Genomic DNA, 16,923 nt, shown 5'->3' with positions numbered 1-16,923 from the left:
TATTCCCCAATATACAATCCGCCGGAGATAATATCCGGCGGTTTTTTGTTTTTGATGGAGTGAGACTTGCAATCAAGTTAAGAGCGTGCGGTTCTAGTGGGTAAATCCTGGCTGCTTAACAATGCCGATGTTGGTTAGCGTAAGAATCTATCTCATACTTGCACGGATTTCCTGCATCTTTTGCACAACTAGCGGATAAAAAGACTGGACTGCATTTTGTGTTGTATTTCCTCCGAAAAAATTAGTGCCAGGGCATGTTTTGACATCATATGAAAAGGCGTTATCCAATACCCTTTGTTTTGTTTTCAGGCTCCACCAGTGATGGTATGTGATTGTGTCGATGGAGGGGGCGAGACCAAACTTCATGCAGAGCAGGGCTGTGAGATACACAATCGTTTCCCTATGCTCCGCTGTCATGACATCTTGACCAAGATCAAAATTGCCAACATGCTCAATGGCAATACCGACAGCGTTAGCCGTCGGGCCAATTGTCCCATCAGGCGCTATGTCAAATGGACGGCAAACCGCAATTCTTCCATCTGGAAAAGTGGTGATGTTTTGTGCGATATTCTGCCAGCCCATTTGCTTCATATGAAAGGTCTCCATCCCCTTCAGCATGGAAAAATGATTGTTGCCGTAAAAATGCTTATAGGATGGGAGCCAGGTGTGATGCTGCTGGATGAGAGTGATTTTCCGAGTGAAAACTTGATGAAATAGCCAGTCACGAAATTCCTCCCGGTTCATTAGAATATACTGCCCCTGCATCGTCATTTTTTTCGGAGGAACCTTCAAAATTTGTCCGATTTCAAGGTCCGCAGATGGCAGCCCATTTGTTGTTTTAATTAGCTCAGATGTTGAATGGTAGGTAGAAGCGATCTTTTCCAACGTGTCCCCGGCAGCGACTTCATACATTATTGGAACGAACAGCCTCTGACCGACTAATAATGAATCCGATATTAATCCATTGGTCGACTTCAACTCTTCAACGGTAGTTCCATACTTATCCGCAATCACCGGCAGGCTATCACCGGCCTTCACTTCATAAAGATGACTAAAATCTTGTTTTACAGCCTGAACGGAAGCAGCTGACATATTCAAAAAAAGTAAATGAATGAATACAATCCATACAATAGCAGCCTTCTTCTTCATCGTATTAATCCTTTCCTTTAATAATAAAAAAGCATCTACCGAATCATTCCACTATTATTGTTGAATAAAAAGAATCAACCTATCCTACAAAATTAATGGAAACTTCCAATCTTTGGTTTTAGCGCATTAAAGCGCTGGGGGACTGTCCCCCAGTGCTTTAATGCGCTAACGCGAAATCCATTGACAGTTATTCTCTTTGCTGGGCTTAAAATATTGTTATAATGTCAGTAAGGAGGCTGTGCTGGTTATTATGTACACATCAGAAAAGTTAATTAAAAGATTAGAAAATCATTTGCGTTCTACGGCAAGGCAGCTGTTAAAGTTTGATACGACAGAAGAAGTGCTGCAATATTTGACTGATTCCTTCCAAACCGAATTAAATTGTGATTTTGTCGGGGTTGTTTTTAAAAATGGAAGCGATTTAATTCCAAAAGCGTGGAGCGGTCACGGGCAATCGATTAGGGAGGCTTTGCCGATGACACTCGATCAAGGTTCCATGGTCCTATTTCAGAAAAGTATAACGAGTATGGATGACGAAGCGGGTACATCCTGTGCTTTTTTTGAATTACTTAATAAAGAATCAGTTACCTGGTTCACGATGCCTATAAAAGATGAGATGGAAATTTTCGGATTTTGTGTAATCGGTTATGCAGAGTATATCCCGCTTTTTGAAATGTATGAAACCTTTAATGAATTTGGAAAAGATGTCGCGACTGCCTTATCCTTGACGAAAAGTAAAGAAATGGCAAGGAAAAAGATAGCCGGTGCGGAATGGATTAGGAAAAATCTTTCTTTTGATGAGTCGCTTGATCGCCTTGTCGGAAAAATTGTAGATATGGCGGGAAAACAAACGAATGCTACATTCGCCAGTATTTATTTATATAATGAAGAGAATGGTTATTTTGCCCTTCAACCGCCTGCGTACGGTCATTCAACGATGCCAACGGAAATCAGCATCGGAGAAGATTATGTACTGAAACATTATTTCCCTTTTATCGAAAGAACAGGGGGCAGTCAACTGACGGTTCCATTATTTATCGATTTGAAGATGATCGGTGTACTTCATGTAGAAAATACTCATGATGCCCTTTTTGACGAAGAGGATTTGGAAATACTGAATCTATTTTCGGACCATGTAAGCACCATGTTAAAAAACGTCCTCCACAAGGATCATGAAAAGGAGCAAAATCAACGGCTTCGTTTATTGCTGGATTATCAACAAGCGCTTGTAACAGCAACGGTTGAACAGGAAAACTTCGACGGAATTACTTCGATTGCGAGCGAGATATTCTCAAAACCAATCATGCTGTTTGATCGGTTTATTCGTCCGCTTTCCTATCAGTTATTTACCGAAGAAGGTTTGGATCCAGATGAATGGACAAAAATGACCCATGAGGAATTGAGTAAACGAAAGCAGAAAAAGGTCACTTTTTCCCTAAAGGATAGCAAGGAGAGAGAGATCAACGTTTGGCCTGTTAGTGGCGGAGGAGATTTGCTAGGCTATTTAGCCATCGCAGTTCCGCAAGAGGAGATAGATAATTTAAGACAACTAACAATAAATTTAATTCGTAATATCATTTCGATTCAATTTATTAAACAAAAGCTAGTACTGAATACAAAAGAACAGGTAAAAGAGAGTTTCATTCATAAATTACTAGTGAAACACGTTGAAGAGAAGGACGATATTCTCCAATATGCGAGTTTATTTCAGTGGGATCTCTTTAAACCGCATCGCGTGGCGATTGTATCGGTGCGGTTAGATGAAAGCGAAAGAAAGGATAAAGATATTCTTGACCAAAAAGCAAGAATGTCATTTATTTTGGATAATTTGAAAACAAGGATTTCTATGTATGTTGAGGATATCGTCATAGCTGCTGTTAAAGAAGAACTGATTTTAATTGTACCGTCGAAGGATGCGAACAGCCGGAAGAAGCATTGGGAAGACCTTTATAATAAGATGAAAAAGTGGATGAAATCAGATCGAGTATCCTGTCAGATTTATGTGGGGGTAGGCGGAGAAGCAAAATCAATCGAAGACTATTACCCTTGCTATCGAAAAGCAAGGGAAACACTAAATGTCATTAGTAACCGATATGATCCGATTGGCTATGCATTTTATGAAGAACTTGGGTCCTATACGCTGCTCCATCACTTAAAAGAGATGTCGGAAACCTCTTTGTACATTAACAACTATTTAGAAAAGCTACGCAATTATTCAGAGGGCAAGAGTAATGATTTACTCCATACATTAAGAGTGTACTTAGAGCAAAATGGAAATGCGAAAAGTACGTCAGAAGAACTTTTTATCCATAGAAGTACTTTGCTGTATAGATTAGAAAAGATAGAAGAAATTTTGGGAAGCGACTTAAATAATGCGGAACTTAGGTTTAACCTGATGCTTGCTTATAAGCTAATTGACCTGTCCGGCAGCAGTAATGGAACAACTCTATAAATAATTGGAAGACTATTTCTTATAAGGGATAGTCTTATTTTCTGTTTGATTATAATGATATTTCTCACCGATGAGTTAAAAATCAGGATTATCAACATGGTTCACGCACAAAGCTTTTACAAAAGAAAACTCGCTTCACATATACTCCTCAGGACATTGAAAATCTCCCCGCCAGCAAACAAAGTGACTGTGAGTGAAAAAGTCCTTCTTTTCCATTCGTACAGAACATATGAAAAAGTCCTTCTTTTTCCATTCGTACATAGTGTATGAAAAGGTTTGATTTATTCATACACTGTGTAGATTACAATTTTAACTGTAAGCACTTACAATAAAGCTATAAATAACAACAACAAATAAAAAAATGAAAGAGGAGATATAACATGGCTATTAAAACAGTTGGAGTAATCGGCGCAGGTTCAATGGGATCAGGAATTGCAAATGTATTTGCATTAAATGGTTATAACGTTGTGTTACGTGACATCGAAGATCGTTTTGTACAAGGTGGCTTTAGCCGCATTGAGAAATTTATGAGCAAATCAGTTCAAAAAGGGAAAATGACAGAAGAAGCAAAACAAGAGGTTCTTTCCCGCATTACATTAACAACAGATTTACAAGATTTGAAGGATGTTGATTTAGTAGTAGAAGCAGTGCTAGAAGATATGGATCTAAAACAATCTGTATTCTCACAGCTTGATGAAATCGTAAGAGAAGATGTTATTTTAGCAACCAATACATCATCCTTATCAATTACGGAAATTGCAGCGGCAACAAAACGCCCGGACCGCGTAGCAGGATTACACTTCTTCAACCCAGCACAAGTAATGAAGCTTGTTGAAGTGGTTCGCGGTTACAGCACAAGCGACGAAACAGTAGACACATTGAAGCAGGTTTCTGAAGTATTGAGAAAAGAAGTGGTTGAAGTAAAGAAAGACGTTCCAGGATTTATTGTTAACCGAATTATGATTCCTCAATTTATTGAAGCCATTAAAGTACTAGAAGAAGGAATTGCTTCAAAAGAGGATATCGATAAAGCAATGAAGTACGGATTAAACCATCCAATGGGTGCTTTCGAACTTCAAGACTATGCAGGTGTTGATATCGGCTACCATGTTATGGAATACTTCCAAAAAGAATTTGCAGATAATCGTTGGGCTCCGCCATTATTATTGAAAAACATGATGCGAGCAGGCCGTTATGGTAAGAAAGTTGGCAAAGGCTACTACGATTACGAATAATTTTAACTTCATTTGGTGAGGCGAATTTGATAAAAAAGGAGATGGAAGAAAATGAGCAGCGAAACATTAGTAAAATACGAATATTTAGTAGTTGAAGTAGAAAATAAAGTAGCGACGGTAACGATTAACCGTGCACCCGTTAATGCTTTAAACTCAAAAGTATATCAAGAATTATCACGTGTCATTGATGAAATGGACGCAAATGATGATGTCAACGTGATTATTTTAACAGGAGCAGGCGAGAAAGCGTTTGTTGCAGGTGCGGATATTAATGAAATGGCTGGCGCGGATCTTGTGACTGTAGTGAAAAATAATAAAGTAGCCCGCAACATGTTCAAAAAAGTAGAGAATTCAACAAAGCCTGTTATCGCAGCACTTAACGGTCTTGCACTAGGCGGCGGTCTTGAACTAGCTCTTTCTTGTGACCTGCGAATTGCTTCTGAAAATGCGAAATTTGCTTTCCCTGAAGTGGGTCTAGGAATCATCCCTGGAGGCGGAGGTACACAGCGCCTGCAGAAGATTGTTGGACAAGGTCTTGCGAAAGAACTTCTGTTCACTGGCACAATGTTTACAGCAGAAGAAGCACACAATTGGCATATCGTTAATAAAGTGGTTCCTGCCGGCGAAGCACTAGCTGCTGCAAAGGAATTAGCAGACAAACTGGCAAAACAGCCTCCAGTTGCATTGCAAATGGTGAAACTTGCTGTAAATACTGGAAGCAATACAGATATTGAATCTGGATTAATCATTGAAAGCAACAGCTTCAATACAGCTTTCTCAACAGAAGACGGTAAAGAAGGTTTAGTCGCTTTTACTGAAAAAAGAAAGCCTAATTATAAAGGAAGATAATCAGCAGCACTGAATGGATAGAAGCTAAAAAAATCGGGTGTTGACCACCCGATTTTTTCTGAAGATATAAAATGTTCTTGATAAATAGATATAGAAGCGGAGGCAATTATTATGGGGAAAGTAGTCATTACGAGCGGCGCAAGAACAGCGGTTGGAGCTTTTCTTGGCGGGTTAAAAACAGTTCCAGTTGAAGAATTAGCAGCAACAGCGATTAAAGAAGCGTTAAAGCGTTCAAATAATCTTGATCCTGCATTGGTCAATGATGTGGTCTTTGGTCATGTAGAATCATCAGGAGATGCACCGAACTTAGGCCGAAATGCAGCCATGCTTGCAGGATTGGATCATGTACCAGGTTATACACTCAATCGTATTTGCGGCTCAGGCATTCAATCTATTGTCAATGCCACACAGGATATCCTAACAGGAAATTCTGAAATTGTTGTAGCCGGAGGAGCGGAAAGTTTATCAAGAGCTCCTTACTATCTTCCATTAGAAGTTCGTTATGACGGATTCAAAATGGGAAATCAGGAATTACGTGATGCGAATACAAAGTATCACCACAACTGCCAGCCATACCCGCAATATCCAATTATGCATATGGGAAATACAGCTGAGAACGTGGTAAGAAAATGTGAGATTTCAAGAGAAGACCAAGATCTTTTCGCATACAACAGCCAAATGAGAGCCAAAGCAGCGATGGAAAGCGGCCGATTCGAAAGAGAAATCGTGCCAGTTGAAATCAAAGGCAGAAAAGGTGCTGTTACGATTATCGATAAGGACGAGCATCCAAAACCACAAACAACATTAGAAGCTCTTGCAAAACTTAGACCAGCTTTTGAAAAAGACGGCAGTGTGACAGCGGGAAATGCTTCTGGATTAAATGACGGCGGTGCAGCAGTTGTTGTGATGTCAGAAGAAAAAGCAAACGAATTAGGATTAGCGCCAATGGCAGAAATCGTGGATTTCGCTGTTGCAGGACTTGATCCATCTGTGATGGGACTTGGACCAGTGTTTGCGATTCGCAAGCTTCTTGAAAAGACAGGTATGGCAAAAGAAGATATCGATTTATATGAAATCAATGAAGCATTCGCAGGACAAATGCTTGGATGCATGAAAGAACTAGAAATGTATTTAGACAGTCCATTATATGATCGCATCAATGTGAATGGCGGCGCTGTTGCGCTTGGACATCCGCTGGGAATGAGCGGTACAAGAATCACGATTTCCTTAATGTATGAACTAATCGAAAGAAATGCAAAATACGGTATTGCCAGCGCATGTATTGGCGGCGGCATGGGTATCGCTTTATTAATTAAAAATCCGAATGCTTAAAGACTAAGGGATCATGGGCAGGGTACATGCGAAGCACACTAACCAAAGTTGACATGGTGCTTGTATACTGCCCATATCTAAAATAGTACTAGTTTGATAGATGGCCAGCAAAGGGGATGGAGAATAATGAGTAAAATCATTTCGCTAGAACAAGCGGCAGCACTAATAAAAGATAACGATGTTGTGGCAACCACTGCTTCTTCTGGTTTAGCTGGTTTACCTGAAGAGTTAATCGTTGGGATTGGAAACCGATTTAAAGAAGAAGGGAATCCAAGAAATATTACGTTTATCAACGGTTCAGGAATCGGAATAAATTCAGAAGGAAGAGGAATGGATCACCTTGCACATGAGGGTTTAGTCAAACGTGTGATTTCCGGTCATATCGGCTTCTCCCACCGCATGTCCAGATTTATTGCTGAAGGAAAAGTAGAAGGATATCTTTATCCGCAGGGAGTTATCACGCAAATTTGGCGGTCAACGGCAGGGAAAAAGCCAGGGGTTATCACAAAGGTTGGCCTAGGTACATATGTCGACCCAAGGAAACAAGGTGCGAAAGCAAACTCGATTACAACGGAAGACTTAATTAGTGTTGTTGAATTAAATGGAGAAGAGTGGCTTCATTATTCCAATTTCGATGTGAACGTTGCTTTCATTCGAGGAACGACAGCGGACGAAAATGGCAATATTACGACAGAGCATGAAGTAGCTAATTTTGAAATTTTGCCGCTGGCAACGGCAGCTAGAAATAATGGGGGCATTGTCATCGCACAGGTAGAAAATATTGCGGAAGCGGGGACTCTTAATCCGAAAGAAGTTCGAGTACCTGGTGTCATGGTTGACTATATTGTTGTATCAAAACAACCGGAATATCATTTTCAAACGATGGCACGACATTATGACCCAGCTCTTTCAGCAGAAATGAGAGTACCGCTTGGCTCTATTAAGCCGGCAGAATTAAACGCCAAAAAAGTGATTGCTAGACGCGCAGCCATGGAACTGTCTCCAAATTCCATTGTCAATCTTGGTGTAGGGATGCCTGCTTTTGTTTCAAGTGTCGCAGCTGAAGAAGGGGTTTCAGATGAAATGACGCTAACCGTAGAGTTTGGTATTTTCGGCGGAGTTCCTGCCAGCGGTTTTGACTTTGGTGCTTCCTATAACCCTGATGCGATTATTAATCATGAAGCGATGTTTGATTTCTATGATGGCGGCGGACTTGATGTAACATTCTTAGGTTTAGCCCAGCTTGATCAGTACGGGAATGTTAATGTGAGTCAATTTGGTCCCAAGGTTGTAGGGCCGGGAGGATTTATTAACATTAGTCAATCTTCGAAAAAGGTTGTATTCGTAGGTCAGTTTACGGTGGGATCAAAAGAAACATTCGAGAATAATCGATTAGTCATCCAGGATCATGGACGAGGCAAGAAAATTATTAACGATGTAGAACAAATTACCTTCAGTGGAGAATATGCGTCAAAAGCGGGTATTCCAGTTGTTTATATTACAGAAAGAGCGGTCTTTGATGTCGTGGACGGCAGATTGAGATTGATTGAAATCGCTCCAGGACTGGATCTTGAAAAGGATATTCTAGCGTGGATGGAGTTTACACCAATCATTTCTGAAAATCTAAAAACAATGGATCCAAGTATCTTCCAAGAACAATGGGGCGGACTAAAGGAAATTATCGAAGCGAAAAGAAACAATCAAGAGTTACAGCCAACGATATAAAGTAAAACTTCCATCAGTAGAGGTTTTACTGCCCGTTAAGAGTGGGATAAGCGTAAGACAATTTTCGAAAAATAGTTCAAGTAAACGAAGGGGATCGTGCTTAGTACACATGCCTAAGCACGATAATAATAGATGAAGAAGTATTCATGAATGGGGAAATGAGATACTTACTGCACAAAGGATACATGCATGTTTTTAAATAGATAAGTGATTATATTTTTATAATGAAAGCGATAACAGATTATTAAAATATAATTTTATTTTTCATTTATAGGGATGAGGAGAAATGGAACCTAAAGTCAAAGGGGGACGGACGGTGAAATTAAATGAAGCACTATCATCAATTGTCAACAAATATCCCGATAAGGCAGCCTTTATCTACCAGGATGAAGAAACAAGTTACTATGAATTCGAAAGCCAGGTTAAAAGGTTTGCCTCAGGTTTAGAAAAGTTAGGCTATCAAAAAGGGGATCATATTGCTCTTATTTCATGGAATAGTCCGTTATATGTCATTGCATTCTATAGTTTACTTCGCATGGGGGCTGTCATCATACCGGTTAAGCCCATTTTAACGGCGAATGAAATAAAGTATATATTGAAGGACGGAAACGTCAAAGCTGTAATTGCAGTTAAAGAATTAGTAGAAAGCCTTGAGGAAATCGCTGAGGAACTGCCAGATGTTAAGCATTATATTCTCTCAGGCACCGATATTCCTCTTGGAAATCAATATTTTGCGTCCAAAGTGAAAGCGTTTAATAGAGTAGTTGAAGAAGGCAACTTGGAATTTGAGGCCCCAGATTTGGATGAAGAGGATACAGGAATTATTTTATATACCTCTGGAACAACGGGGAAACCTAAAGGTGCCATGTTGTCTTATCAAAACTTGTACGTAAATGCCATGAGTACAGCGGATTATTTAGAGTTTAATCCCAATGACCGTGTGGTTAGTGTATTGCCTATGGTTCATGTGTTTTCTATTGGAGCTTCTTTCTGCGGCCCGTTGTTAAAAGGGGCAACACTATTAATTATGCAAAAATTTTCGCCAACAGAAGTTTTTCACATAGCGAACAAACATAAAGCTACCATATTTGCTGGTGTGCCGACCATGTATAATTATTTGCTGCAAACAGCAAAGAAGCATCCGGCTTATAAGGATCATTTTTCCGACATTCGTTTATGTCTTTCTGGAGGCGCAGCCATTCCTCTTGCTTTATTAAATGAGTTTGAGAATACCTTTCATGTAACCATCACAGAAGGCTACGGATTGTCCGAGGCAGCTCCAGTTGCCTATAATCCAGTTCATTGCCCTCCGAAACCGGGTTCCATCGGAAAACGTATTCTGCAAGTAGAGTGTAAAGTGGTAGACAGCAGCGGTAAAGAGGTTCGGATGGGGGAAGTCGGAGAGCTGATTGTCAAAGGTCCTCATGTGATGAAGGGGTATTATAAGCTGCCTGAGGAAACAGGCAAAACCATACAGAATGGCTGGCTTCATACAGGCGATTTAGTCAGAGTGGATGAGGATGGTTATTATTATATTATTGACCGGATAAAGGATGTCATAATTGTAGGCGGTTACAATGTGTATCCGCGTGAAGTAGAAGAAGTGCTCAGTGAGCATCCTCAAGTTGTGGAAGTTGCTGTTGTCGGAGCTCCGCATGAGGAAAAGGGAGAAGCCGTCATGGGCTTTGTGGCGGTCAGCGGTGATGTGACAGAAGAAACGTTAATAGACTATTGCAGAAAAAGTTTAGTAAAATTCAAAGTCCCGTATAAAATTGAATTTTTAGATGAACTGCCAAAGAACGCAACAGGCAAGATTATTAAAAAGGACCTTGCTGCCATGGCTAAGCGCAGCAGATCGGTGGAAGAGCCTGTATAGGTAATGGCGGAAAATAGGGGTGTTTTGCGTCCTGCCTAATTGAGTGAAAAAAATGGAATAGTCATTTTATCAAAAAAAGCTAGCCTTTGAAGACTAGCTTTTTTGCATGTAGATGAATAGATTTTTACTAGAATATAAACAAAATAACAAAGTAAACAGCCATAATCACAAGTCCAACTGGCAAGCCGAACACAGCCCATTCTTTACTCGTGATGTTTAATTTTCCGGCTGCAATAATGTTCGGGATATTTCCTGGAATCAGCATACCTCCAGCAATGAGAAGGCCAAGCAGGATGGCGCGAATCGTTTCGCTGTCCATTGCCGGGCTGACTTCAGCAGCAGCAAGGGTCGCATTATCTAAGACAGCAGAAATCATATTAATCCAATACAACAGCTCTGGGCTGAGACCAAGAATATATTTTTCAATGAGCGGCTCGAATCCATGTCCGAGGAAGGTTAAGCCCATAACAAATAAATAGATTTTTGCTGCACGAATGATAATTTCCTTATAGGTCTCAGCAGGCTGCTCAGAACCTAATGTATCCGAGCTTTCTTTTGTTTTAACAAAAAACATCGAGATGATTCCCAATACAATAACAGCAGGAATCACTTCCGGTCCGATTAACTCAAATAAGTAGCCGAAATCCTCACTTAATTTGCTGACAACAATGGTTGAAAGCGGTTCGCCAATCGGTGTTAAAGCAGCGCCAAGGCCGATGGAGAAACAAGCCAATATGGTAAAATGAACCTCTGATTTGCGTTCAAGGGGCAGTACATTAACAATGATAACAAGAATAATAGCCGCAATAATGGCTGTAATAATACTGGAGGCCAGTCCTAAAATGATGACCATTAAGGCCAAGAAAATCCGCGGTGTCAGCGCTTTGCTAGTTGCGAGAATCGCTGCTTCAAGCGGCTTTTGCGCCCATTTTGTAATCAGACCGGCAATTAAGACGGCAAGTGTAATATTAATCGGGTCAACAAGTGCCTTTTCAATCAAGTGAAGGTTCATCATGCCGCTGACTGTTGCAGCCGCAATCCCCATCACAAAGAGGAAAGCCTCCAAATTGTGTTCAACCTTTTTAACTGAAAACGGTAAAAATAAGACTAGAAATAAGATAATAAATAAACCAATCATTTTCCCAGATCCTTTTCATTTGAGTGTTGAATAGATAAAAGCAGGTATATAATCATGTATAAATGCTTCACTAATAAAAATCATAACATCTTTTGCCAAACATAATAAGTGAGTAACATCACAAAAATTCCCTCAAATATATGAAACTAACAATGATTAAACACCAACTTGCTTTAACGTATTAACAAGGTGGGGGACAGTCCCCCGGCCCGTTCATGCGTTAAACCGCCGGGGGACTGTCCCCCAGCGCTTCACTGCGTTAACGCAAAATCACCAGATCTTTTAGTTCATCTGTGGACAGTTCGGTTATCCAGCTGTCACTTTGGATGACTTCATCGTTCAAGGCTTGTTTCTTGTCTAGCATCAAGTCAATTTTCTCTTCTAAGGTCCCTGTGCAAATCAGCTTATGGACATGAACAAATCGTTTTTGGCCAATTCGATAGGCCCGGTCGGTTGCTTGGTTCTCAACGGCAGGGTTCCACCAGCGGTCATAATGAATGACGTGGTTTGCTGCTGTCAAATTCAGTCCTGTACCGCCGGCCTTCAATGACAGCAAGAAAATCGGAAACTCTCGCTCCTGGAAGCGGGCAATCATGTTGTCGCGCTGCTGCTTCGGCACACTGCCGTTCAAGAACGGAACCTCATAGCCAAACTCTTCCTTAATCATCTTTTGAATCATATGACCCATCTCAATATACTGCGTGAAAATTAAACAGCTTTCTTCCTGCTCCACCACAGACCCGACAAGCTCCTGCAGCTTCTCGAGTTTTGCTGAACGCTCCAACAGCCCCTCAGGCCGCTCTTCCTTCAAGTACAACGCCGGATGGTTACACAGCTGCTTCAACCGGCTCAGCATCTGCAGAATCAAACCTTTTCGCTCAAACGCAGAAAGCTTATCAATATCAGCCAGTGTATCCTTTACCAACTGTTCATACAACGATGCCTGCTCAGCCGTCAATGGACAATATTCCTTCTGCTCCAGCTTATCCGGCAGGTTCAGGGCCACATCTTCATCTTTCTTTGTTCTTCTCAATAAAAACGGCCTAATCAGCGTCTGAAGCTGCTGAATCTTTTGCTTCTCAGAATCACGCTCAATCGGCAGCACGAATCGCTTTTGAAACTGGCCGCTCGAGCCCAAATACCCATGATTGGTAAAATCAAAAATGGACCACAGTTCTGTCAACCGATTTTCCATCGGTGTCCCGGTGAGTGCAATATGATGCTGTCCTTTTAGCTTTCGTACAGCCCGCGACTGTTTGGTCCCGGCATTTTTAATATTCTGCGCTTCATCAATCGCAATCGAACTCCACGTCACTGATTCCAGCTCGGCCGTATCCATCGGCGTCAATCCGTAGGACGTCAATACCACATCAGCAGCACCAGCCTGCGCCGTAAACTCTTCATCCTTCAACCTGCCAGGTCCATAATGCAAGTGCACTTTCAAATCAGGGGCAAACCGCTCAATCTCTTTCTGCCAATTCCCAAGCACGGATGTCGGACAAATAATCAGTGCCGGCCCAGCATCTCTCTCCATCTCACGAACCCGGAGTAAATAAGAAATCAGCTGCACGGTCTTCCCGAGACCCATATCATCCGCCAAGCATCCGCCAAATCCATACTTCCGCAGGAATAACATCCAGCTCATCCCCAACTGCTGATAAGGCCGCAGCTCACCGTGAAACCCGTCAGGCACCGTCTCGAGCGGCAGCGACTTTAAATCGCGCAGCCCGTTGATCATTTGCTTCCAGTTTCGGTTCAACTCAATCTGAATCTTTGCAAATGCCTTTGGATTCTCAAGCTCGTCATCCGCCAAGCCTTCCTCAGCAAACAGCTCCTGCTCAATAAGGTCACGAACATGCAAGCCTTCCTTCTCGGCCTTTTTCATCAGCTCCTGAATTTGATGGATAAACGCCGGGTCCAGCTTAATCCAACGGCCGCGAATATACACTAACCGCCGTTTTTCCTCAACGAGCTGACTGAATTCCTCCTCGGACAAATCCACACCGTTCATCGAAAAGCGCCAGTCATAATCGAGCATCGCCTGCAGACCAACAAACGATGGGCGGTAACTGGAACTGCCTTTCACCTTCGCTTTTACTTTCAAACTCGCATTTTTCATGGCTTGCCACCAAGACGGAAGGAGTATATCCACACCAAGTGCCAGAAGCGTTTCACTTGCATCCGTTAGGAATAACCACGCTTCTTCTTCTGTCAGTTTATCTGTCAAACCTTTATCCCCGTTTAGCCATGGGAACAGCCGAGTCCAACGCTCCTGCTCCACATCAATCCGTTCCAAAAACGGCAGCCACCGTTTCGGGTATTCCGTCTCATTCCCAGCATCGACCGCTAAATCCGGATTTTTTTTATCGCGTAAAAAAACTTCTAACGTCCAGAAGCTGTCAATATCAGCAGGCTCCTCCAGTTTAAGCCCGAGCGTGAAGGGAACAGGGCTATCAATAATGCCCATCCACTCGCGAAAGCTTTGCTCGTCAAAAAAAGCAGCCAGCTGGCGGGGAGGAATCGAGCCTTCGCGAAGTGCCTGCAGCTTATCGCCAAACGCCGCCTTCAGCCCTTGATTTTGATTCATATAATCGTTCAATGAATGGTTAAACCATTTCTTCATAAAAGGAAGAACATTTTCCCCCTCCCAGAACGCCGGTGAAAATTCATCCAGTACCCGGTCGGGCAGAATCCAAGAAAACTCAACCTGCTCCCAAGCAGTAAAGTCCGGGAGCCATTCTTTTTCCAAAATCGCATCCTTTACCGTATGAGCGGAAGAAAGGCAAAGCTCTGCCGTTTCATCCCAATCCCAATCAACCATGCGGTTAAACTGCTCACTCGCAAATAAAGTGGACAGCTGCCAGCCATTCAGCACAACCCCTTCAATCCCATCCAGATTCTCTGTTTCCACCATTGTCCCGAAAAACGTTTCCTGATGATAATTAAATAGAAGATACTGCCACACAGAAGGAGGGAAAAAACTCTCATTCCCGTCCGTCGCATAGACAAAGTAACGGTCCTTATCCAAATCCTTTACGAAAATCTTAATATGTCTTGACTTAAGCATCGATCAACTTTCCCCTTTTACATTCTTCCTGGAACGCACGAAGCCGTTTTGTGCGGACAAGCAGCATTTCTAAAAACAAGTTCCAGTCGTCAATGCGCTTCATTTTTTTATAAATCGTACGAAGCTTCTTCAGCTTCCTTACAGCCTGCTTATAGGCATCCCGGTTTTTCCCGTCAATATCAGCTTGAATCGCTTGATGATAGAGGGGAAGAAGGATAGGTGCATCTTCTGCAGTCAGAATCTTAATCCGGTCCTTTGATACATTATCGAAATTAAACCCGACATATGTCTGCAGCTCCATCCACTTTTCATACTCCTTTTTTTCAAAAAGAAAATACTCATACTCATGGAAGCTGTACGGCAGCATCTGTGCTAAAGCTTTTTCATAGATATCGAGGCGATTGGTTTCTGAGCAGAACGGAGTCAGTGCTTGGGTCGCCATCTTCATAAATGAGCGGCAGGCATAATAATCGTTTCGCCAACTCAAATATTCCTTAATGCGGGAAACAAATTCGATGACAAACGGCTCCATCCTCTTGTTATCTAACTGCTCCATCCAGTAAAAGAAATACGGCGTAATCTCTTCGTCCAGAGGGCGGAGGAGGGCCAGTGCCTTCTCATCCTCACGAAGCAGAAGATGTAAATGGGAGAGACCAAGTGTCACCGGCAGATTTTTGTTTGGTACTGCCTCAAGCTGCTTCATAACTTCCTCACGCCACTCTTTTTTCTTAAAAAGGTCACTCCATAGCAGTCGAAATAAATGCACCCGGTCAAATTCTAGTGAAAAATCAGATAGAAGGAGAGGAAGTGTATCATCCTTCAGTTGCTCAATAAATTCATCAAACGCAAACGGCATCGACTGTATGGACAGCCGATTGGACAAATCCTCAATATCGTCAAGGATATTTTGAAAAAGATGACGGTAATAACGGTCTACCGCCGCCACATCATGCTCATGATTCACACTAAGCTCAAGCAATTTCTCAAACGAAACCACGGCACCAATGAGCATATAGAGATTCTTCCACTCCTGCTTAAACGGCGCCCCCGCTTTCAACCGGCGGGCATACACTCCGAACAGCTCATTTACGAGATAGGGCTTCGGATTCCCGCTCCCGACAATCTGATCAAAGCTCTCGCGAAAAGCCTTTGTCCACGTCTGATAATCCGGCTTCATGTATCCGGCTGTTTTCAATAAATCTTTCGCCCGGTCAAGACCCAATGTCTTTGCTTCCCTTTTTTCGCGGAGCGGCTGACGCCATTCATCCACCCAAGACGATACACTGCCGCTTCCATGTGCAAGAATTTTGAAAAATACCGCCAGCTGATGACGGCAATACCCCTCAGTCGAACAAGAACACTCACTAGAATAGGGAAGATTTAAATCTAACCGTACCTTGACCGGAATCACGTCCTGAACCGTCCCAAGCACACCGTCTTCTCCTAGTTTCAATTGCGACACACTATTCTGGCGGTATAAAATCAATCCTTTATGCACGATATCCGCATCAACCGATGACTCCGTGTTCAACGAGCCCTTCAGCTCATCCGAAAACCACTGCAACGGCTCAATAAAGCTCTCTGGAATCAAACTCACAAAATCCCTCCGATCAAAACATATCTTCTATTATACCTTTCTTTGTTGGTGGTAGTAAATTCCTTCAGAATGAGGGGGCCGGTTCTTGATTATGTTAAATGGAGAGGATTATTTCATAAAAGAATGGTTGATTCAGAAAACAAATAATGATATTATGTAATTCCGTCACTTCTATAGCCTTTGAGTTATAGGGGATAACGGCTGCACACATTCTTCTATTTTATTGAGAGAATGTGGGGAGAAAAAAACTTTTAAAAAGAAGTTGACTTCTTCCGCTGAAGTTGTTATATTAATAAGCGTCGCTGAAAACAAAGGTTTTAGGAAATAAAAAAAGTTGTTGACTTCGACGAGTGGAAATGATAAAGTGTTTCTTGTCGCTAAAAAAACGCGATACGAAATGATTGTTCTTTGAAAACTAAACAAAGCAGAAACGTCAACGTTAATTCAAGTTGCTATGTAGCAACATTATTTATGAGCAGTCAAACGATTCTTTTGGAGAGTTT

At 41.9% G+C, this 16,923-nt stretch carries 10 protein-coding genes; 6 read left to right on the top strand and 4 right to left on the bottom strand.

Annotated features, from left to right (window positions below):
• Window positions 1-147: 147 nt before the first annotated feature.
• Window positions 148-1,149: a LysM peptidoglycan-binding domain-containing protein gene (locus tag F4V44_RS05040; protein ID WP_150438914.1), complete on the bottom strand. Its 1,002-nt coding sequence runs from the start codon at window positions 1,147-1,149 to the stop codon at window positions 148-150.
• A 250-nt stretch (window positions 1,150-1,399) separates the two neighbouring features.
• Here F4V44_RS05040 and F4V44_RS05035 point away from each other — a divergent pair, with 250 nt between their 5' ends.
• From F4V44_RS05035 to F4V44_RS05010, 6 genes are all read left to right on the top strand, one after another.
• Window positions 1,400-3,601, top strand: a complete 2,202-nt coding sequence (locus F4V44_RS05035) for a helix-turn-helix domain-containing protein (protein WP_150438913.1) — start codon at window positions 1,400-1,402, stop codon at window positions 3,599-3,601.
• Between the two features lie 380 nt (window positions 3,602-3,981).
• On the top strand, window positions 3,982-4,836 hold the full coding sequence (locus F4V44_RS05030) for a 3-hydroxyacyl-CoA dehydrogenase family protein (RefSeq protein ID WP_150438912.1): 855 nt from the start codon (window positions 3,982-3,984) through the stop codon (window positions 4,834-4,836).
• A 51-nt stretch (window positions 4,837-4,887) separates the two neighbouring features.
• Window positions 4,888-5,685: an enoyl-CoA hydratase-related protein gene (locus tag F4V44_RS05025; RefSeq protein WP_150438911.1), complete on the top strand. Its 798-nt coding sequence runs from the start codon at window positions 4,888-4,890 to the stop codon at window positions 5,683-5,685.
• 111 nt (window positions 5,686-5,796) lie between these two features.
• Window positions 5,797-7,017: a thiolase family protein gene (locus F4V44_RS05020; protein ID WP_150438910.1), complete on the top strand. Its 1,221-nt coding sequence runs from the start codon at window positions 5,797-5,799 to the stop codon at window positions 7,015-7,017.
• Window positions 7,018-7,143: 126 nt separating this feature from the next.
• Window positions 7,144-8,742, top strand: a complete 1,599-nt coding sequence (locus F4V44_RS05015) for an acyl CoA:acetate/3-ketoacid CoA transferase (protein WP_150438909.1) — start codon at window positions 7,144-7,146, stop codon at window positions 8,740-8,742.
• 316 nt (window positions 8,743-9,058) lie between these two features.
• Window positions 9,059-10,618, top strand: a complete 1,560-nt coding sequence (locus tag F4V44_RS05010) for a long-chain-fatty-acid--CoA ligase (protein WP_223881808.1) — start codon at window positions 9,059-9,061, stop codon at window positions 10,616-10,618.
• A gap of 127 nt (window positions 10,619-10,745) precedes the next feature.
• Here the strand turns inward: F4V44_RS05010 and F4V44_RS05005 are convergent, their stop codons facing one another.
• The 3 genes from F4V44_RS05005 to F4V44_RS04995 form a co-directional block, all read right to left on the bottom strand.
• Window positions 10,746-11,756: a DUF1646 family protein gene (locus F4V44_RS05005; protein WP_150438907.1), complete on the bottom strand. Its 1,011-nt coding sequence runs from the start codon at window positions 11,754-11,756 to the stop codon at window positions 10,746-10,748.
• Window positions 11,757-12,015: 259 nt separating this feature from the next.
• Window positions 12,016-14,823 carry a DEAD/DEAH box helicase gene (locus tag F4V44_RS05000; protein ID WP_150438906.1) on the bottom strand — a complete coding sequence of 936 codons (2,808 nt, stop codon included), beginning with the start codon at window positions 14,821-14,823 and terminating at the stop codon, window positions 12,016-12,018.
• Entirely contained in the window at window positions 14,816-16,420 is a 1,605-nt protein-coding gene (locus F4V44_RS04995) for an SWIM zinc finger family protein (protein WP_223881807.1), read from the bottom strand. The genes F4V44_RS05000 and F4V44_RS04995 overlap by 8 nt, the downstream gene beginning before the upstream one ends.
• Window positions 16,421-16,923 lie beyond the last annotated feature (503 nt).

Origin of the sequence: Niallia endozanthoxylica, assembly GCF_008710145.1 — a bacterium.
Classification (GTDB): Bacteria; Bacillota; Bacilli; order Bacillales; family Cytobacillaceae; genus Bacillus_BD; species Bacillus_BD endozanthoxylica.
The sequence above is the reverse complement of the archived record's forward strand: the minus strand, read 5'-3'. Positions and strand labels throughout refer to the sequence as shown.